Consider the following 18,814-nt stretch of genomic DNA (forward strand, 5'->3'; position numbering starts at 1 on the left):
AGATTGCCGAGCGATTCGACTAGCCCCAACGCATCACAGCCAACAGCCACACCAGGGACAACGCGGACGCTACCCAGATGCTCCAGTCGGTCACGCCGATTACCAGCAGATGCAGGTAGGCGCTGCCGAGAAGACCGATGAACAAACGATCGCCACGGGTGGTGGCAATCGGCAGAAACCCTCGCCGCAAGATGCTCGGCGAGCGCAATTCCCAGGTGGTCATGCCCACCAGGATCAAACCAATCACGATGAAAAACGCCGCCGTCGGGACGGTCCAGCTCATCCATTCCATCATCAGTTCCTCAGACCCGGCCCAGGGCAAAGCCCTTGGCCACGTGGTTGCGAACGAACCAGATCACCAGCATGCCGGGGAGAATAGTCAACACCCCCGCCGCCGCCAGTACGCCCCAGTCAATGCCGGACGCCGACACCGTGCGCGTCATCACCGCCGCGATCGGTTTGGCGTTCACCGAGGTCAGCGTGCGCGCCAGCAGCAGTTCGACCCAGGAAAACATGAAGCAGAAAAACGCCGTCACACCGATGCCGGAGCCGATCAGCGGAATGAAGATCTTCACGAAGAACTTGGGAAAGCTGTAGCCGTCGATGTAGGCGGTTTCGTCGATTTCCTTCGGCACCCCGGACATGAAGCCTTCAAGGATCCACACCGCCAACGGCACGTTGAACAGGCAGTGCGCCAGCGCCACGGCGATGTGGGTATCGAACAGGCCGATCGACGAATACAGCTGGAAGAACGGCAGCAGGAACACCGCCGGTGGCGCCATGCGGTTGGTCAGCAGCCAGAAGAACAAGTGCTTGTCACCGAGAAAGCGGTAGCGCGAAAACGCATACGCCGCCGGCAGCGCCACGGTCAGAGAAATGATCGTGTTCAGACTGACGTAGTACAGCGAGTTGATATAGCCGGTGTACCAGCTCGGGTCGGTGAAGATCACCTTGTAGTTCGCCAGCGTGAAATCCTGTGGGAAAAGGGTCAGTCCGCCGAGGATTTCGGTGTTGCTCTTGAACGACATGTTCAGCAGCCAGTAGATCGGCACCAGCAGGAACAGAACGTAGAGCAGCAGGGGAATCAGCTTTCTTTTGCTCATGGCCGGGCCTCAGCGGTTGGCATCGTTGTGGGTCATGGCGGTGTAGAACAGCCAGGACACCAGCAGGATGATCAGGAAGTACACCAGCGAGAATGCCGCCGCCGGCCCCAGGTCGAATTGGCCTACGGCCATCTGGGTCAGGGTCTGACTCAGGAAGGTCGTCGAGTTACCCGGCCCGCCGCCGGTGAGCACGAACGGCTCGGTGTAGATCATGAAGCTGTCCATGAAGCGCAGCATCACCGCGATCAACAGCACGCTCTTCAACTTCGGTAACTGAATGTGCCGGAACACGGCCCAGGCCGAGGCCCGGTCAATACGCGCGGCCTGGTAATACACGTCGGGAATCGCCCGCAGCCCGGAGAAACACAACAGCGCCACCAGCGAAGTCCAGTGCCAGACGTCCATCACCAGCACCGTGACCCAGGCGTCCATGGTGTTCGCCGCGTAGTTGTAGCTGATGCCCATGGCGTTGAGGCTCGAACCCAGCAGACCGATGTCGGCGCGGCCGAAAATCTGCCAGATGGTGCCGACGACGTTCCATGGAATCAGCAACGGGATCGCCAGCACGATCAGCACCACCGACGACCAGCGACCCTTGGTCGGCATGGTCAGGGCAATGGCGATCCCGAGGGGGATTTCGATCAGCAGCACACACGCCGAGTAGATGAACTGGCGCAGCAACGAGTCGTGCAGACGCGGATCGAGCAGCACCTGCTTGTACCAGTCCGCACCGACGAAGTAGCGGCTGGACTGGTCGAAAATGTCCTGCACCGAATAGTTGACCACGGTCATCATCGGGATCACGGCACTGAACGCCACCAGCAGGAACACCGGCAACACCAGCCACCAGGCCTTGTTGTTCTGCACCTTATTCATGGCTGTACCTCGCTGTCGGTGGCATCCAGCAGAAACTCGTCGGCATAGACCATCAGCCACTGCGCCGGAAAACTGATGTACGCCGTGCCCTGGGGCACCGGTTTGTCCTCGGCCAGACGCACTTTCAGCGGTGCGCCGTCCAGATCCAGGGTCATGATCTTGTAGGTGCCGAGGTCTTCGACGTGTACGACCCGCGCCTGCATCGCGTCATCAAACGGCTCGTCCCACACATGGATGAACTCGGGACGGATGCCGACCTTCAGATTTTTCCACTGGCCGTGTTCGATATGGCGCTGCAAGCCGTCGGACAGCGGCAGATGGGTCGAGTTGAAACCGACCCCGCCCGGTTGCGGTTGCACTTCGATCAGGTTCATCCCCGGGCTGCCGATGAAGTAGCCGACAAAGGTGTGGCTCGGCCGTTCGAACAATTCCCGTGGCGTACCGAACTGGACGATCTGGCCGCCGTACATCACCGCGATCTTGTCGGCGAAGGTCGAAGCCTCCAGCTGATCGTGGGTGACGTAGACCATGGTGATGTTGAACTGCTCGTGGATCTGCTTGAGCTTGCGCCGCAGTTTCCATTTCAGGTGCGGGTCGATCACCGTCAGCGGCTCATCGAAGAGGATCGCCGAGACGTCATCGCGTACCAGACCACGGCCCATGGAGACTTTCTGTTTTTCGTCGGCAGTAAGGTTGCGCGCCTTCTTGCTCAGGAGGTTCTGCAGGTCGAGGACTTCGGCGATTTCCTGCACCTTGCTGTGTACTTTCGCCTCGGCCAGGCCCTGATTGCGCAAGGGAAAGGCCAGGTTGTCGAACACGGTCATGGTGTCGTAGACCACCGGGAACTGGAACACCTGGGCGATGTTGCGCTTCTCCGGGGTCAGGTCGTTGACCGCTTTGCCGTCGAACAGCACATGCCCCTGCGAAGGGCTGAGCAGGCCGGAAATGATGTTGAGCAAGGTCGACTTGCCGCAACCCGAAGGGCCGAGCAAGGCATAGGCGCCGCCCTGCTCCCAGATGTGGTCCATCTCGCGGATCGCGTAATCCTCGGGCCCGCTCGGGGTTTTACTGTAGCTGTGGGCGAGGTGCTGCAAACGGATTTCGGCCATCAGGCAACCCTCGCGACGCGCCGGCCCGGTGCCTGCACCAGACGGCCCTGCGCATCGAACACAAACAGTTTATGGGTCGGGATATAGATGCGGATCGGCGCATCGACGTCGTATTCGTGAACCCCCGGCAAATGCAGCACCAGCAGGAAATGCTCGTTGCGCACGTGCAGGAAGGTTTCCGAACCGCTGATTTCCGCCACCTCGACGGTCACCGCCAGTTCCAGGTCGTCGTCGTTGCTCGGCACCAGCGAGATGTGGCTCGGGCGCACGCCAAAACGGAACTCGCCCTCGCCCACCGGCCGCAGGTCGACATTCAACGGGAAGTGCACGAAGTTGGCGAAACTCACTTCGTTACCGGCGATACGCCCCGGCATCAGGTTGATCGGCGGCTCGGAGAACAATTCAGCCGCCAGCACCGTTTGCGGCTGGTGATAGACCTCGGTCGACGGGCCGCTCTGGATCACCCGGCCCTCGTGCAGAATGGTGGTGGTGCCGCCCAGCGCCAGCGCTTCGTTGGGCTCGGTGGTGGCGTAGATGGCGATGGTGTGGCGCGCCTTGAACAGCTCGCGCATTTCCTGGCGCAGCTCTTCGCGCAGTTTGTAATCGAGGTTGACCAGCGGCTCGTCGAACAGGATCAGCTCGGCATCCTTGACCAGCGCCCGGGCCATGGCCGTGCGCTGTTGCTGGCCGCCGGACAGTTCCAGCGGATAGCGCTTGAGAAACTTCTCGATGCGCAGCATCTTCGCGGTTTCCTGCACCTTGCTCTGGATCTGCTCGTTGGAGATCCCGGCCTGGCGCAGCGGCGAGGCGATGTTCTCGAACACCGTCATGGTCGGGTAATTGATGAACTGCTGGTAGACCATCGACACGTTGCGCAAACGCACCGGGCGCTGGGTGACGTCGACGCCGTTCATCAGGATGCGGCCGCTGTCGGGCTTGTCCAGACCGGCCATCAGGCGCATCAGACTGGTCTTGCCGGACAGCGTGCGCCCGAGCAAAACGTTGAAGGATCCAGGTTCGAATTTCAGGCTCGCATCGTCGATCCAGGTCTGGCCCTCGACGGTACGGCAGACGTGCTCCAGGGTGAGTGACATGGCTCGGCCTTTTTATTATTGGAGTCAAGCGACCTGTCCTGCAGAGCGACATTCGTGCCAGAAACGGCAAGCTGTTGATTTACCGTTAGATTCGCTGAAAGCCACGCAAACCGTGGTTCGTAGCTGAACACAAGTGAACAGTTGCTACTGAACAATTGAACAGTTTGGCGATTGACAATGAACAATAGTGAACAACACTCTATGGATGCTTTTTGCTCGTTGAACGAGCCATAACAAAAACAACAAAGCACCCTTCAGAGACTGCCAAATCATGGCCGCACCTGCCCCGCCGCTGTCCCACGACGCCCTCGTCCAGAGTTCCTGGCAACGTTGCCGCGCGTTCGGTCTGGATCACCAAAGCGCCCCGGCCTTTGATCAGTTGCCCGCCGCCGGCATCGCGCATCTGCTCGACAGCCATCACGCACTGGTGCAGACCACCCACCAGGAAGTCTTGCCCTACTACGAAAACATCCTCAGCAATTCCAACTGCCTGATCATGCTCGCCGACAATCAGGGCCAGGTGCTGACCTCGTGGGGCACGCAACGCTTTATCGAGCCGAGTCTGGCGCGGGGTTTTCAACCGGGAGCGAGTTGGATCGAACGCGCCAGCGGCACCAACGCCATCGGCACGGCGCTGGCCTGCGAGCAGGCGGTGCACATCGAACACGATGAACACTTTCTCAAGGCCAACCGCTTCATGACCGGTTCCGCCGCGCCGATTTTCGATGCCGAGCGCAAGGTCATCGCCGTGCTCGATGTGTCCAGCGACAGCTATCTGCCACCGTCGCACACCCTCGGCATGGTCAAGATGATGAGCCAGACCGTAGAAAACCGGCTGATCCTCAACCTGTTCCATGGCCAGCACTTTCAACTGACCTTCAACACGGGGTTGAACAACCTCGACAGCCAGTGGGCCGGGCTGTTGATCTTTGATGAGAGCGGTCAGGTGCTGTCGGCCAACCGTCGGGCCGACAATCTGTTGGGTGTGCGCTTGTCGCGGGTCAGCGTTGAGAGCCTGTTCAAGGTGTCGTTGCTGGAGTTGATCAATCAGCCGGACGGTTTGCCGTTCGCCTTGCAGACTTCCGGGCGCAATCGCTTCCAGTGTTTGTTGAAACGGCCTAAACAGGCGCCGGTTCAGGCGCGAGTCTTCAATGAAACAAGAACCGCTGAAACCAGAACCGCCGAACCGAAAGTCGCCGCACCCACGGCCATCAGCCTGAGCACCTTGCACTTCGGCGACAGCCGCGTGGAAAAAGCCGTGCGCCAGGCCGAACGCTTGCTGGAAAAGGACATCCCGCTGCTGATTCACGGGGAAACCGGGGTCGGCAAGGAAGTCTTCGTCAAGGCCCTGCACCAGGCCAGCTCCCGCAGCAAACAGGCGTTCATTGCCGTCAACTGCGCGGCGATCCCCGCCGAACTGGTGGAGTCAGAGTTGTTCGGCTACGAGAAAGGCGCGTTCACCGGCGCCAACCAAAAAGGCAGCATTGGCCTGATCCGCAAGGCCGACAAAGGCACGCTGTTCCTCGATGAAATCGGCGACATGCCACTGCCGACTCAGGCCCGGCTGTTGCGGGTGTTGCAGGAGCGCTGCGTGCAACCGGTGGGCAGCAGCGAGCTGTTCCCGGTGGATCTGCGGATCATTTCCGCCACCAACCGTTCGCTCAGGGAACAGGTGCAACTGGGGCGCTTTCGCGAGGATTTGTACTACCGCATCGGCGGCCTGACCTTGGAACTACCTCCGCTTCGCGAGCGCAGCGACAAGCAAGCGCTGTTCAAACGCCTGTGGGAACAACATCGCGAGCCGTCGCAGTGGGCGGGATTGAGTCGCGAGGTGCTGGAACTGTTCGAACGGCACCCGTGGCCGGGCAATCTGCGCCAGGTCAGCAGCGTGATGCAGGTGGCGCTGGCAATGGCCGAGGAACAACCGATCCGGCCCGAGCATTTGCCGGACGACTTCTTCGTCGATCTGGAGATGGAGCCAGTGGAAGTAGCAGAACCGTTGGGCATCGACCTGAACGATGCCGAGGCGCTGAACCGGGAGTTGCAACTGGCCGGCGGGAATATTTCCCACCTGGCTCGGCGATTGGGGGTGAGCCGCAATACGCTGTACAAGCGATTGCGGCAGCTTGAAAGCTGAGCGCCCCCATAGCGGGTCAGGCCGAAATTGCTGGTTCAACAGGCGCAGCCGATGCGGCCGCCAACGTCCGCAGGCCCATCAGCACCACGACCATCATCATCAGACCTGCAGCAATCGCGACCGCGAACCCTGCACGTGCACCGAAAGCATCAATCACCAGCCCCGCCAGCATGCCGCCGAGCGCCACGCCGATGCTGATCCCGGTGGTCATCCACGTCAGGCCTTCGGTCATCCTCGCTGCAGGGATGATGATTGTTCCCAGCTTCATGACCACCACCATGGTCGGCGCGAACGAGATGCCGGCGATAAACAGTATCGCGGTAAGGACATAAACGTCCGGTGAGAAAATCGGCAATACGCCGGTGACTGCCGTGACCAGGATCCCGATAAAGAACTGCTTTTCAATCGCCAGCGAAACCCGCAACGCGCCGAAGGTCAGGCCCGCCACCAGCGAGCCGAACGCATAGGCGGCGAGGATGAAGGTGGCGGACGCTGGCCAGCCCTGGGCATTGGCGAAGGCCACAACGGCGACATCGATCGATCCGCCAATGGCGCCCATCGCCAGCAGTGCCAGGACAATGGTGCGAACGCCGGGAATCAGCAGGGTCGAACCACTGTTTTTCCGGTTACCCGCCACGACTTTCGGTTCGGTCTGACGCTGCATGAGAAACGCCGTCACGCCGACGGCCAGCAACCCCACCGCCACCAGCGGCCCGGCTTCCGCGAAGAAACTCACGCTCAAACCGATCGCCAGTGGCGGGCCGATGATATAAGCCAGTTCGGTGAGGACCGTGTCCAGCGAGAACGCGGTGTGCAGTTGCGGCTTGCCACGAAACAATTGCGTCCAGCGTGCGCGGATCATGGACGGCATGCTCGGCATCGTCCCCGCCAGTGCCGCCAGCACAAAAAACAGCGCAGCGGGCGCCCTCAGGTGCACGGCAACAATCAGCGCCAGCAACATGACGATGCTGAACGCCGTGACGACGGGCAGCACGCGACTCTGGCCACGCCGATCAACCTGTTTCGAGATGCGCGGGCCGAGCAGCGCATTGGCCAGGGTAAACGTACCGGCGACTGCGCCGGCCAACCAGTAAACGCCGGTCTGCTGCACCAGCATGGTGATGATGCCGATGCCGATCATTGCCTGTGGCAGTCGGGCAATAGAGCTCGCGAGGATCAGCCCGGTGGCGCCGGGTGTCGATACCAACTCGCGATAGTGATTAGCCATGATTCCTCCATTCCATAAACGTCGCCGATCAGCATCCGGCTGAGCGCGTTGCGGACATCAAGACCTACGCGAACGTCAAAAGCAATCCCTCACCCCAGCCCTCCCGAAACGTCGGACCGCCCGGAGGGAGAGGGAGCTGACCGAGGTGTCTGGCGTTCTACATCGACCTGAGAGATTGCGTCGATTATGGATTCGGAGAAAACCTTTCAGGTCGGCGTATTTCTTGAATATCCCCCATTCAGTCCCCTCTCCCTTTGGGAGAGGGTTAGGGTGAGGGGCTCTTCTCGCAGCCAAACAAAAACCCGCACAAGGCGGGTTTTGTTTGCAACAGGCGCAGCAATCAGTCAGCCAGACGCCAGGTCGTGCCGCCCTTGCCGTCTTCCAGCACCACGCCCATGGCGGTGAGCTGGTCCCGGATGCGGTCGGATTCGGCCCAGTCCTTGACGGCACGTGCCGCCAGACGCGCAGCGATCAGCGCCTCGACTTCGGCGGCATCGACACGCCCTTCGGCGCCGGCCTGCAGGAAGTCATCGGCTTCGAGCTGCAACACACCCAGCACGCTGGCCAGTTCTTTCAGACGCGCCGCCAGACCGGCCGCTGCATCGAGATCGCTCTCGCGCAGACGGTTGATCTCACGGACCATCTCGAACAGCACCGCGCAGGCTTCCGGCGTGCCGAAGTCGTCGTTCATCACCGTGGTGAAACGCTCGACGAACGCTTCACCGCCAGCCGGCGCCACGTTCGGCAGGCCTTTCAACGCATGGTAGAAACGCTCCAGTGCGCCCTTGGCGTCCTTGAGGTTGTCTTCAGAATAGTTGATCGCGCTGCGGTAGTGGCTCGATACCAGCAGGTAACGCACGACTTCCGGGTGGTACTTGTCGAGCACGTCGCGAATGGTGAAGAAGTTGTTCAAGGACTTGGACATCTTCTCGCCATTGATACGGATCATGCCGCAATGCATCCACGCGTTGGCGTAGGTCTTGCCGGTGGCCGCTTCGCTCTGGGCGATTTCGTTTTCGTGGTGCGGGAACTCGAGGTCGCTGCCGCCGCCATGAATGTCGAACGTCTCACCCAGGCAGCAGGTGGACATCACCGAGCACTCGATGTGCCAGCCCGGACGCCCGGCGCCCCACGGCGATTCCCAGCTCGGCTCGCCCGGCTTGACGCCTTTCCACAGCACGAAGTCCAGCGGATCTTCCTTGGCTTCGTCGACCTCGATCCGCGCACCGATGCGCAGGTCTTCGATCTTCTTGCGCGAGAGCTTGCCGTAGCCCATGAACTTGCCGACGCGGTAGTACACATCGCCATTGCCCGGGGCGTAGGCGTAACCCTTGTCGATCAGGGTCTGGATCATCGCGTGCATGCCCGGAATGTGGTCCGTGGCACGCGGCTCCATGTCCGGCTTCTGGATGTTCAGGCGCGCTTCGTCTTCGTGCATCGCGGCGATCATGCGCTCGGTCAACGCTTCGAACGACTCGCCGTTCTCGTTGGCCCGGTTGATGATCTTGTCGTCGATGTCGGTGATGTTGCGCACATAGGTCAGGTCATAACCGCTGAACCGCAACCAGCGGGTCACCAGGTCGAACGCGACCATGCTGCGGCCGTGGCCCAGGTGGCAGTAGTCGTACACGGTCATCCCGCAGACGTACATGCGCACCTTGTTGCCATCCAGCGGCTTGAAGACTTCTTTGCTCTTGGTGAGCGTGTTGTAGATCGTAAGCACGGTGTTTCCTTAAGACTTGATCACTGGCCCCACGAATCACGCAGGGTCACGGTACGGTTGAATACCGGCTGACCTGGTTTCGAGTCCTTGATATCCGCGACGAAGTAGCCTTCGCGCTCGAACTGGAAACGGTCTTCCGGCTGTGCATTGCCCAGCGAAGGCTCGGCACGACAACCGGTCAGCACTTGCAGTGAGTCAGGGTTGATGTTGTCCAGGAAACTCGCGCTGTCTTCGGCCTTCTCCGGGTTCGGAGAACGGAACAGGCGATCATACAGACGCACTTCGCACTCGATGCTGGCAGCGGCCGGCACCCAGTGGATCACGCCCTTGACCTTGCGGCCTTCAGGGTTCTTGCCCAGGGTGTCCGGATCGTACGAGCAACGCAGCTCGACGATGTTGCCGTCGGCGTCCTTGATCGCTTCGTCGGCGCGGATCACGTAGCTGCCGCGCAGACGCACTTCGCCGTTCGGCTCCAGGCGCTTGTAGCCTTTTGGCGGTTCTTCCATGAAGTCATCGCGGTCGATGTAGATTTCACGGGCGAACGGCAGCTGGCGCACGCCGAGTTCTTCTTTCTGCGGATGACGCGGCAGTTCGAGGTTCTCGACCTGGCCTTCCGGGTAGTTGGTGATCACGACTTTCAACGGACGCAGCACGCACATGGCGCGCGGGGCGTTCGCGTCCAGGTCCTGACGGATGCTGAACTCGAGCATGCCGAAGTCGACCACGCCGTCGGAACGGTTGGTGCCGATCATCTCGCAGAAGTTGCGGATCGATGCCGGGGTGTAGCCACGGCGGCGGAAGCCCGACAGCGTGGACATGCGCGGATCGTCCCAGCCGTTGACGTGTTTCTCGTCAACCAGTTGCTTGAGCTTGCGCTTGCTGGTGATGGTGTAGTTGAGGTTCAGACGGCTGAACTCGTACTGACGCGGGTGCGCCGGCACTGGCAGTGCGTCGAGGAACCACTCGTACAGCGGACGATGGCTTTCGAACTCCAGGGTGCAGATCGAGTGGGTGATGCCTTCGATGGCGTCCGACTGACCGTGGGTGAAGTCGTAGTTCGGGTAGATGCACCACTTGTCACCGGTCTGGTGGTGATGGGCGTGGCGGATGCGGTACATGATCGGGTCGCGCAGGTTCATGTTTGGCGAGGCCATGTCGATCTTGGCGCGCAACACGCGGGCACCGTCCGGGAACTCACCGGCGCGCATGCGGGCGAACCAGTCCAGGTTCTCTTCAACCGAACGGTCGCGGAACGGGCTGTTCTTGCCAGGCTCGGTCAAGCTGCCGCGGTATTCCCTGGCTTGCTCGGGCGTCAGGTCGTCGACGTAGGCCTTGCCGGCCTTGATCAGCTCGACGGCCCAGTCGTGCAACTGGTCGAAATATTGCGAGGCGTAGCGCACTTCGCCGGACCATTCGAAGCCCAGCCATTTGACGTCGCTTTCGATCGCGTCGATGTATTCCTGGTCTTCCTTGGCCGGGTTGGTGTCGTCGAAACGCAGGTGAGTGACGCCGCCGAACTCCTGGGCCAGGCCGAAGTTCACACAGATCGACTTGGCGTGGCCGATGTGCAGGTAGCCGTTGGGCTCAGGCGGGAAACGGGTGACGATCTGCGTGTGCTTACCCGAGTCCAGGTCCGCCTGGATGATCGGGCGCAGGAAATTGACCGGCGTAACGGGGCCGGTCTTGGAATTCGAGGTAGGGTCGACAGTGGGCTTGCTCATAGGATCCTTGAACGTACAGTGCGCGGCCGGGACACGGGCCTGACAAAACAAAGCGGCTATCATAGCCGATGCTGTCAAGCCCCTGACAGAGCAGGGCTTAAAAGGAATGCATTTAATCGCCGGGTTTTGAAAAACAGCCTCGAAATTCGCGCCTGTCACGCTAAACTGCGCACCTTGGCCCTCACGGGCTGAACCGGTACGGGGCCCAAATGTCCCAATACCCACGAATTCCTTATAAAGAGCATCGATCATGACTCAAGTTAAATTGACCACCAACTTCGGTGACATCGTCATCGAACTGAACGCTGAAAAGGCGCCTCTCACCACCGCCAACTTCATCGAATACGTCAAGAAAGGTCACTACGAGAACGTCGTGTTCCACCGCGTCATCAAAGGCTTCATGATCCAGGGCGGCGGTTTCGAGCCAGGCATGAAAGAAAAGAAAGACAAGAGCCCGAGCATCCAGAACGAAGCCGACAACGGTCTGAAGAACGACAAGTACACCATCGCCATGGCCCGTACCATGGACCCGCATTCGGCTTCGGCGCAGTTCTTCATCAACGCCTCCGACAACAGCTTCCTGAACCACACCGCCAAGACCGCTCAGGGCTGGGGTTATGCCGTGTTCGGTAAAGTGGTTTCGGGCACCGACGTTGTCGACAAGATCGAAGGCGTTTCCACCACCTCCAAGGCAGGCCACCAGGACGTACCCGCAGACGACGTGATCATCGAGAAAGCCGAGATCATCGAAGCGTGATATTGCTGATTTCAGACTTGCATCTGGAAGAGGAGCGCCCGGACATTACCCGGGCGTTTCTGGATTTACTCGCCGGACGCGCCCGCTCGGCGAGTGCGTTGTACATTCTGGGCGACTTCTTCGAGGCGTGGATTGGCGACGACGCCATGACCCCCTTCCAGCGTTCCATCTGCCAGGCCCTGCGCGAACTCAGCGACAGCGGCACGGCGATTTTTCTGATGCACGGCAATCGCGACTTCATGCTCGGCAAGGCCTTCTGCAAACAGGCCGGCTGCACGCTGTTGAAGGACCCAAGTGTCGTGCAGTTTTACGGCGAACCGGTGCTGCTGATGCACGGCGACAGCCTGTGCACCCGCGACGAAGCTTATATGAAGCTGCGCCGCTACCTGCGCAACCCGCTGAGCCTGTTCATCCTGCGCAACCTGCCCTTGCGCACCCGGCACAAACTCGCGCGCAAGCTGCGCAGCGAAAGCCGGGCGCAGACGCGGATGAAGGCCAATGACATCGTCGATGTCACGCCGGAGGAAATTCCGCGGATCATGCAGGAATACGGGGTGAAAACCCTGGTTCACGGGCACACCCATCGCCCGGCGATCCACAAGTTGCAGATCGGCGATCAGGCGGCGAAGCGGATTGTGCTGGGGGATTGGGATCGTCAGGGTTGGGCGTTGCAGGTGGATGAGAACGGGTTTGCGTTGGCGCCATTCGACTTCGCGCCGCCGCTGGCATTGCCGCACGGCTGAAGATCGCCACCCCCTCACCCCAGCCCTCTCCCCCAAGGGGGCGAGGGGGAAAGGGAGCCGACCTTCATGCTTTTCAAAACCTGAGTTCGACTGAAGACTTTCAGGTCGATGACCTCGCACATCCACCTCGGTCAGTCCCCTCTCCCTCCGGGCGGTCCGACGTTTCGGGAGGGTTAGGGTGAGGGAAAGCTTTTGATCTTAGTGCCCGGAAGCAGCCGGGCCTGCCTTGGCAGCAAACGGCGGTTTAGCCAGCCACACAATCAGAATCAACCCCATGAACCCCCACCCCAGCAACGTGAAGTAATCCACGGTGGAAAGCATGTACGCCTGACTGGTGAGGATCTGATCCATCTGCGCATAGGCCGATTGGCTCGCGCCACCCAGCGAATGCAAGGTCTCGCGAGTCGCTGGCTCGAAGGTGCTGATGCTCTCGCTCATATAGGCATGATGCTGATCCGCCCGGCGAATCCAGATCCACGTAGTCAACGACGCCGCAAAGCTGCCGCCCAGTGTCCGCAGAAACGTCGCCAGACCCGCGCCATCGGCAATCTGGCTCGGCGGCAGGTCCGACATCAGAATGCTCAGGGTCGGCATGAAAAACAGCGCCACGCCAATCCCCATGAACAACTGCACCAGGGCGATGTGCTGGAAGTCCACCTCGTTGGTGAATTCAGCACGCATGAAGCAGCTCAGGCCGATCGCCAGGAACGCCAGACCGGCCAGCAGGCGCAGGTCGAACTTGTGCGCGTACTTGCCGACAAACGGCGACAGCAGCACCGGCAGAATGCCGATCGGCGCCACTGCCAGCCCGGCCCAGGTCGCGGTGTAGCCCATCTGGGTCTGCAACCACTGCGGCAGGATCAGGTTGATGCCGAAGAACCCGGCGTAACCCAACACCAGCACCAGCGTGCCGATGCGGAAGTTGCGATAGGCAAACAGCCGCAGGTTGACCACCGGATGCTGGTCGGTCATTTCCCAGATCACGAACACCGCCAGCGCGATCACCGAAATCGCCGCGCCGATGATGATGAAGTTAGACTCGAACCAGTCCAGGTCATTGCCCTTGTCGAGGATCACCTGCAATGCGCCCACGCCGATGATCAGCGTGATCAGCCCGACGTAATCCATCGGCTGATAACTGGTGACCACGGGGCGCTTGGCCAGTTGCTGGCGCACCACCATCACCGCGAAGATCCCGATCGGCACGTTGATGAAGAAAATCCACGGCCAGCTGTAACTGTCGGTGATCCAGCCGCCGAGGATCGGCCCGGCAATCGGCGCCACCACCGTGACCATCGCCAGCAACGCCAGGGCCATGCCCCGCCTCGCCGGCGGATACACCGCAATCAGCAGTGTCTGGGTCATCGGGTACAATGGCCCGGCCACCAGGCCTTGCAGCACGCGGAAGCCGATCAGTTCCGGCATCGACGTGGAAATACCGCAGAGGAACGAAGCCAGCACAAAGAGGATGGTCGCCCAGAGAAACAGCTTCACCTCGCCGAAGCGACGGCTCAGCCAGCCGGTGAGCGGCAGCGCAATGGCGTTGCTCACGGCGAACGAGGTGATGACCCAGGTGCCCTGCTCCGAACTCACGCCGAGGTTGCCGGAAATGGTCGGCAACGCCACGTTGGCGATGGTGGTGTCGAGCACCTGCATGAAGGTCGCCAGCGACAGGCCGATGGTGCTGAGCAACAGGCTGGGCGGCGTAAAAGAGGCGTTATTGCTCATCGCGAATCCTTTGGAACCTGATTGACGCTGCGTCCGTTAATGACGCAGCCGCCCTTGTGGGAGCGAGCCTGCTCGCGAAGACGGCGGTTCAGCCAACAAAACTGTTGAATTGAAAATCGCCATCGCGAGCAGGCTCGCTCCCACAGGATGGAATCAGCGTTGCGCAGTCTTGCTGACCGCGGCGCTGTTGTCGTGGATCAACTGGGTGATCATCGCGTCGGCTTCGGCCAGTTGGCGGTCGTAGACGTTGGTGCTGAACGAGGCCTTTTGCGGCGGCTGCTGGGCCAGTACCGGACCGCTCTGGTCGTGCAGATTGACCTCGACATTGGTCGACAGACCGACGCGCAGCGGGTGCTTGGCCAGCTCTTCGGCGTTGACGTGAATCCGTACCGGCACACGCTGCACGATCTTGATCCAGTTACCGGTGGCGTTTTGCGCCGGCAACAGGGCGAACGCGCTGCCAGTACCCGCGCCGAGGCTGTCGATGGTGCCGCTGAACTTGACGTCGCTGCCGTAGATGTCCGACTCGATCTCCACCGGTTGGCCAATGCGCATGTCACGCAGCTGGGTTTCCTTGAAGTTAGCGTCGATCCACAGCTGATCCAGTGGAATCACCGCCATCAGCGCAGTGCCCGGCTGCACACGCTGACCGAGTTGCACGGTGCGTTTGGCGACGTAACCGGTGACCGGCGCAATCAAGGTGCTGCGCGCGTTGGTCAGGTAGGCCTGACGCAGTTGCGCGGCGGCGGCCATCACGTCGGGATGCGACGACACCACGGTGTCATCGACCAGCGCGCTGGTGGTTTTCAGTTGCTGTTTGGCGTTGGCCAGGGCGTTTTGCGCCGAGGTCAGATCGTCGCGAGCGTGGGACAGTTCTTCTTGAGAAATCGCCCCGCCAGCAGCGAGGTTCTTACGACGGTTGAAGTTGTCCTGGGCTTTCTGCACTTCGGCCTGTTGCGCATTGACCTGGGCCTTCATGCCGTCGACGTTGCTGTACAGGCCGCGAACCTGACGCACGGTGCGGGCCAGATTGGCCTTGGCACTTTGCAGGCCGACTTCGGCGTCGTTCGGGTCGAAGTTGATCAGCACCTGGCCTTCATGAACCAAGTCACCATCGTCGGCACCGATGCTGACCACGGTGCCGGTCACCAGCGGGGTGATTTCCACCACGTTGCCGTTGACGTAGGCGTCGTCGGTGCTTTCGCTCCAGCGCCCGATGAATTCGTGATACGCCCAGACGCCGGCACCGGCGAGGGCAACCACAACGGCCAGCACCAGCAGCATCAGCTTGCGTTTGCGCGGATTGCCAGTGTCCTGGGCGTTGTCTTGAGCTTGTGTGTTTTCGGCAGTGGCCATGACAAGTACCTTGAATTAGTTGTGCGGCGTGGCTGGGGTGGCGTTGGCTGCGGTCAGGGTTTCACCCTGGAAGCCGCCGCCCAGCGCTTGCATCAGTTGAATCGACAGGTCGATCTGCTCGGCATTCAGGTTGGCCAGCTGACGCTGGGCCTGCAGCAATTGCTGCTCGATGCTGAGCACGTCCAGGTAGTTGCCGATGCCGGAACCGTAACGCTGGACGACGGTGTTGTAAGAATCCTGGGCAATCTCGGTCGCGTGCTGCTGGGCGCCGATCTGCCGGCCGATGTCACGCAACTGGTTGATCGTGTCGCTGACATCGCCCAGGGCTTTCACCAGGCTTTTGTTGTACTGCGCCACGGCGAGGTCGTAATCGGCGTCGCGGGCATCGAGGTTGGCGCGCAAGCGTCCGCCATCGAAGATCGGCACCGAAATCGTCGGGGCAATGTTGAAGAAGCGACTGGCGGAGCCGAACATCGCGTCCCCCAACAAGGATTCGGCACCGGCGGAAGCCGACAGGTTCAGGTTGGGATAGAAGCGGGTCTTGGCCGAGTCGATGTCCTTGCTCGCCGCCTCGACACGCCAGCGCGCGGCGACCAGATCCGGGCGACGGCCCAGCAGCTCGGCCGGCAGCACCGAGGGCAATGCCACGGCGCTGGCTTGCAGGACTTTCGGTCGGGCGATTTCGTTGCCGCGATCCGGGCCTTTGCCGAGCAGCACGGCCAGGGCGATTTTTGCGCTGTTCAGGCGTTTTTCGGCGTCGATCAGGCTGGCTTCGGAGCTGGCTTCCAGACTTTGGGTCTGCTGGAACTGGTACTGGCTGTCGATCCCGGAACTCAAACGACGCTGGCTCAGGTCGAGCATCTGTTTGGTGCGCTTCAAATCTTCGTTGGCCAGGTCATAAACGATGTGCGCCTGACCCAGATCGTTGTAGGCCCGAGCCACGTCGGCGGCGAGGGTCAGTTGCGCGGCCTGACGGTCGACTTCGGCGGCGCGGGCCTGACCGAGTGCAGCTTCCCAGGCGTCACGCTGACCACCCCACAGGTCGAAGTTGTAATTGAAGCCGGCGCTGATGTTGCGCACGGTGGAGTAAGCCCCACCCTGCCCCAACGGATCCTGATCCCGGGCCAGACGCGAACGGCTGATGCCGGCGCTGGCGTCGAGGGTCGGATAACGCTCGGCATCGGCGGCGTACGCGGCGGCGCTGGCCTGATGGGCGCGGGCGTCGGCGATCTGCATGTCCGGGCTGTCTTTAAGGGCTTCGCGGATCAGGCCGTCGAGCTGCGGATCGCCGAGGCTGGTCCACCAGTCGCTCTTCGGCCACGCGGCCTGGGACAGGGTGACGCCGTTGAGCGATTGTCCGGTCTGCAGGGTTTTCGCATCGAGGCTGGCGCCCTGGGTATCGAGGCCGCTGTAGTTGGCGCAACCGGCGAGGATCATCGCCGACAGCACCAGTGTCAGGCTGCTGCGCAAGGTTTTACCGCTCATTGTGTTCACCTAACCGCTGGATGGTGATCGGGTCACCGGCTGCCAGCAAAATTTTCTTGAGGATGTATTCCAGGGTTTTCAACTCATCCGGGGTCACGGCGCCGGCCAGTTCATTCATGGCATCGGCACCGATGTGCGGCAGGCGATCGGCCAGTTGCTGGCCCTGCTCGGTGAGTTTGAGTTGCACCTGACGGCGATCGCCTTCGCTGCGTTGGCGAACCAGGAAACCTTTCTGCTCCAGACGATCGAGCATCCGAGTCATCGAACCGCTGTCCAGCGACAGGTGCCGGCACAGCTCGGCCGGGGTGTCGACGCCGAACTGGGCCATGATGATCAACACCTTGAACTGCGCGGCGGTGATGCCGTGGGGTTCCATGTGGGTGTCGATGATTTTGTCCTTGAGTAAAGCGGCACGGCCGAGCAACAGGCCGAGATGGCAATGCTGGAATTCGTCAGGGGTGAAATGCTTCATGTGCTCACCTAATAACTGCCTAGGCAGTGAATATATGTCGAGATGTTACTGCCTAGGCAGCGAATGTCAACGTAATAGTTAGGTTGCTTTGTAATTAGTTGACCAGCGGACTGGGTTTTTCGTCAGTCAAGCGGGGTCATAACTGACATGCAGGCTGGATAAACGTGTGGGAGGTGGCTTGCCAGCGATAAAAACAACCCGGAAAAAGGGAAAAACGCGTGTTCTAGGAATCGCCTGATGTGCATCGGCATGCGGCGTGTCTAACTTACGGCGCTCACTGGCCGACACGTATAGTCCTCCTCATGAAGCGTTCAACCCTTCAGCGCCCCCTGCTCCCTTTTATCGCGGCGAGCTTGCTGGTCTGCACATCGCACGCCATGGCCGGCAGTTGCACAGCCATCGACTCCAAGCCCCAGACCCTCAACTTCGGCGCCAGTCTGGCCAATGGCAGCCTGACGATCCCTGCTGACACGCCCAATGGCACCGTGGTCTATCAAGACACCGTGTCAGGGACCGGCCATAGCTGGAAGTGCACTCTGGCGTCGCAATATGGCGTATTCCTCGAACCAAGGTTTGGCAGCATCACCAGCCCGGTATCGACCTTCCCGCTGGGCAAGACCGGGCTGTCATTTCGCATCTGGATGGATGCGCCGACTCGCTACGAATCGTCTTTGCAATCGATCCCGCCGAACAATGCCTACGGTATCGGTGCCGGCAACGTGCGGCTGGAAATCGTCAAGTCCGGCGAACTGGCTTCACAGGTCAGAATCGATGCGGGCACCCTGGGCACCCTGCAAGACGATGATCTGATCCTGAAACGATTCAACCTGACCAACCCGATCGTATTGAATGCAGCCTCCTGTCAGACGCCATCCGTGCCGGTTGCCATGGGTGACGACTATCAACTCCTGGACTTTCGCGAGGCTGGCGCGAAACCCCGCACGGTGCGTTTCAACATTGGTTTGAACCAGTGCCAGAACGGCATCAAGAAGGTGACTTACTCGCTCAAAGCGAACACCCCGATCATCGACGCGGCAAAAGGTATTGTCGCGCTCAATGAAAGCTCCACCGCCAAGGGCATCGGCCTGCAATTGATGAATGACGCCGGGCAGCCCGTGGCGTTGGACACCACCTACCCGTTCGACGCTTTCACCACCACCGGCACCGACTTCAAGATTCCTTTGTCGGCCTCGTATTACCGCTTGGGAACGGATGAACTCAAGGCCGGGAGTGCCAACACCGAGGTCACCTTCATCGTGAACTACCTGTAATCATCTAAGGA

The 18,814-nt window shown here is 60.7% G+C and carries 16 protein-coding genes; 4 read left to right on the forward strand and 12 right to left on the reverse strand.

The window, feature by feature from the left end:
• Positions 1–19: 19 nt before the first annotated feature.
• Genes L6D74_RS11315 through L6D74_RS11335 form a run of 5 tightly spaced genes read right to left on the reverse strand, consistent with a single transcriptional unit; the run spans position 20 to position 4,182 of the window.
• Positions 20–292, reverse strand: coding sequence for a DUF2160 domain-containing protein (locus tag L6D74_RS11315; RefSeq protein ID WP_039767461.1), 273 nt, complete (start codon positions 290–292; stop codon positions 20–22).
• A 10-nt stretch (positions 293–302) separates the two neighbouring features.
• Complete coding sequence (locus tag L6D74_RS11320) at positions 303–1,103, reverse strand: carbohydrate ABC transporter permease (protein WP_236189187.1); 801 nt, start codon at positions 1,101–1,103, stop codon at positions 303–305.
• Positions 1,104–1,112: 9 nt separating this feature from the next.
• A complete protein-coding gene (locus L6D74_RS11325) occupies positions 1,113–1,979 on the reverse strand; it encodes a carbohydrate ABC transporter permease (protein ID WP_007951487.1) in 867 nt (288 codons plus the stop codon).
• Positions 1,976–3,088, reverse strand: coding sequence for an ABC transporter ATP-binding protein (locus tag L6D74_RS11330; protein WP_007951488.1), 1,113 nt, complete (start codon positions 3,086–3,088; stop codon positions 1,976–1,978). Before L6D74_RS11330 ends, L6D74_RS11325 begins: the two co-directional genes overlap by 4 nt.
• The gene (locus L6D74_RS11335) at positions 3,088–4,182 is read right to left on the reverse strand and encodes an ABC transporter ATP-binding protein (RefSeq protein WP_064597764.1); all 1,095 of its coding nucleotides are present in this window, start codon (positions 4,180–4,182) and stop codon (positions 3,088–3,090) included. The genes L6D74_RS11330 and L6D74_RS11335 overlap by 1 nt, the downstream gene beginning before the upstream one ends.
• A gap of 271 nt (positions 4,183–4,453) precedes the next feature.
• Here L6D74_RS11335 and L6D74_RS11340 point away from each other — a divergent pair, with 271 nt between their 5' ends.
• Complete coding sequence (locus tag L6D74_RS11340; protein WP_236189188.1) at positions 4,454–6,319, forward strand: sigma-54-dependent Fis family transcriptional regulator; 1,866 nt, start codon at positions 4,454–4,456, stop codon at positions 6,317–6,319.
• Positions 6,320–6,335: 16 nt separating this feature from the next.
• Here the strand turns inward: L6D74_RS11340 and L6D74_RS11345 are convergent, their stop codons facing one another.
• From L6D74_RS11345 to L6D74_RS11355, 3 genes are all read right to left on the reverse strand, one after another.
• Positions 6,336–7,547, reverse strand: a complete 1,212-nt coding sequence (locus L6D74_RS11345) for an MFS transporter (protein ID WP_236189189.1) — start codon at positions 7,545–7,547, stop codon at positions 6,336–6,338.
• A gap of 340 nt (positions 7,548–7,887) precedes the next feature.
• Positions 7,888–9,270 carry a cysteine--tRNA ligase gene (gene cysS / locus L6D74_RS11350; RefSeq protein ID WP_236189190.1) on the reverse strand — a complete coding sequence of 461 codons (1,383 nt, stop codon included), beginning with the start codon at positions 9,268–9,270 and terminating at the stop codon, positions 7,888–7,890.
• A 20-nt stretch (positions 9,271–9,290) separates the two neighbouring features.
• The gene (locus L6D74_RS11355) at positions 9,291–10,991 is read right to left on the reverse strand and encodes a glutamine--tRNA ligase/YqeY domain fusion protein (protein ID WP_163975844.1); all 1,701 of its coding nucleotides are present in this window, start codon (positions 10,989–10,991) and stop codon (positions 9,291–9,293) included.
• A 250-nt stretch (positions 10,992–11,241) separates the two neighbouring features.
• On the opposite strand from L6D74_RS11355, the gene L6D74_RS11360 reads away from it, so the two are divergent.
• Together L6D74_RS11360 and lpxH are read left to right on the forward strand one after the other, a co-directional pair.
• Positions 11,242–11,748, forward strand: a complete 507-nt coding sequence (locus L6D74_RS11360) for a peptidylprolyl isomerase (RefSeq protein WP_039767476.1) — start codon at positions 11,242–11,244, stop codon at positions 11,746–11,748.
• Positions 11,745–12,491, forward strand: coding sequence for a UDP-2,3-diacylglucosamine diphosphatase (lpxH, locus tag L6D74_RS11365; protein ID WP_102687173.1), 747 nt, complete (start codon positions 11,745–11,747; stop codon positions 12,489–12,491). The genes L6D74_RS11360 and lpxH overlap by 4 nt, the downstream gene beginning before the upstream one ends.
• Positions 12,492–12,689: 198 nt before the next feature.
• Here lpxH and L6D74_RS11370 read toward each other — a convergent pair whose 3' ends face one another.
• The 4 genes from L6D74_RS11370 to L6D74_RS11385 all read right to left on the reverse strand — a co-directional run bounded on the left by L6D74_RS11370 (position 12,690) and on the right by L6D74_RS11385 (position 17,532).
• Positions 12,690–14,219, reverse strand: a complete 1,530-nt coding sequence (locus L6D74_RS11370) for a DHA2 family efflux MFS transporter permease subunit (protein ID WP_236189191.1) — start codon at positions 14,217–14,219, stop codon at positions 12,690–12,692.
• 153 nt (positions 14,220–14,372) lie between these two features.
• Positions 14,373–15,575, reverse strand: a complete 1,203-nt coding sequence (locus L6D74_RS11375; RefSeq protein WP_236189193.1) for an HlyD/EmrA/EmrK family protein — start codon at positions 15,573–15,575, stop codon at positions 14,373–14,375.
• 15 nt (positions 15,576–15,590) lie between these two features.
• A complete protein-coding gene (locus L6D74_RS11380; protein WP_236189195.1) occupies positions 15,591–17,060 on the reverse strand; it encodes an efflux transporter outer membrane subunit in 1,470 nt (489 codons plus the stop codon).
• Complete coding sequence (locus L6D74_RS11385) at positions 17,050–17,532, reverse strand: MarR family winged helix-turn-helix transcriptional regulator (RefSeq protein ID WP_011334990.1); 483 nt, start codon at positions 17,530–17,532, stop codon at positions 17,050–17,052. The genes L6D74_RS11380 and L6D74_RS11385 overlap by 11 nt, the downstream gene beginning before the upstream one ends.
• 302 nt (positions 17,533–17,834) lie before the next feature.
• On the opposite strand from L6D74_RS11385, the gene L6D74_RS11390 reads away from it, so the two are divergent.
• Positions 17,835–18,803 (forward strand): fimbrial protein, encoded by a 969-nt coding sequence (locus tag L6D74_RS11390; RefSeq protein ID WP_236189198.1) that lies wholly within the window; start codon positions 17,835–17,837, stop codon positions 18,801–18,803.
• Positions 18,804–18,814: the final 11 nt, after the last annotated feature.

Source organism: Pseudomonas pharyngis (assembly GCF_021602345.1).
GTDB classification, from domain to species: Bacteria; Pseudomonadota; Gammaproteobacteria; order Pseudomonadales; family Pseudomonadaceae; genus Aquipseudomonas; species Aquipseudomonas pharyngis.

What these genes read in the sequence shown, in the direction of transcription:
- L6D74_RS11315 (WP_039767461.1), bottom strand. Translation starts at nt 292, where the DNA reads ATGGAATGGATGAGCTGGACCGTCCCGACGGCGGCGTTTTTCATCGTG.
- L6D74_RS11320 (WP_236189187.1), bottom strand. Translation starts at nt 1,103, where the DNA reads ATGAGCAAAAGAAAGCTGATTCCCCTGCTGCTCTACGTTCTGTTCCTG.
- L6D74_RS11325 (WP_007951487.1), bottom strand. Translation starts at nt 1,979, where the DNA reads ATGAATAAGGTGCAGAACAACAAGGCCTGGTGGCTGGTGTTGCCGGTG.
- L6D74_RS11330 (WP_007951488.1), bottom strand. Translation starts at nt 3,088, where the DNA reads ATGGCCGAAATCCGTTTGCAGCACCTCGCCCACAGCTACAGTAAAACC.
- L6D74_RS11335 (WP_064597764.1), bottom strand. Translation starts at nt 4,182, where the DNA reads ATGTCACTCACCCTGGAGCACGTCTGCCGTACCGTCGAGGGCCAGACC.
- L6D74_RS11340 (WP_236189188.1), top strand. Translation starts at nt 4,454, where the DNA reads ATGGCCGCACCTGCCCCGCCGCTGTCCCACGACGCCCTCGTCCAGAGT.
- L6D74_RS11345 (WP_236189189.1), bottom strand. Translation starts at nt 7,547, where the DNA reads ATGGCTAATCACTATCGCGAGTTGGTATCGACACCCGGCGCCACCGGG.
- L6D74_RS11355 (WP_163975844.1), bottom strand. Translation starts at nt 10,991, where the DNA reads ATGAGCAAGCCCACTGTCGACCCTACCTCGAATTCCAAGACCGGCCCC.
- L6D74_RS11360 (WP_039767476.1), top strand. Translation starts at nt 11,242, where the DNA reads ATGACTCAAGTTAAATTGACCACCAACTTCGGTGACATCGTCATCGAA.
- L6D74_RS11370 (WP_236189191.1), bottom strand. Translation starts at nt 14,219, where the DNA reads ATGAGCAATAACGCCTCTTTTACGCCGCCCAGCCTGTTGCTCAGCACC.
- L6D74_RS11375 (WP_236189193.1), bottom strand. Translation starts at nt 15,575, where the DNA reads ATGGCCACTGCCGAAAACACACAAGCTCAAGACAACGCCCAGGACACT.
- L6D74_RS11380 (WP_236189195.1), bottom strand. Translation starts at nt 17,060, where the DNA reads ATGAGCGGTAAAACCTTGCGCAGCAGCCTGACACTGGTGCTGTCGGCG.
- L6D74_RS11385 (WP_011334990.1), bottom strand. Translation starts at nt 17,532, where the DNA reads ATGAAGCATTTCACCCCTGACGAATTCCAGCATTGCCATCTCGGCCTG.
- L6D74_RS11390 (WP_236189198.1), top strand. Translation starts at nt 17,835, where the DNA reads ATGAAGCGTTCAACCCTTCAGCGCCCCCTGCTCCCTTTTATCGCGGCG.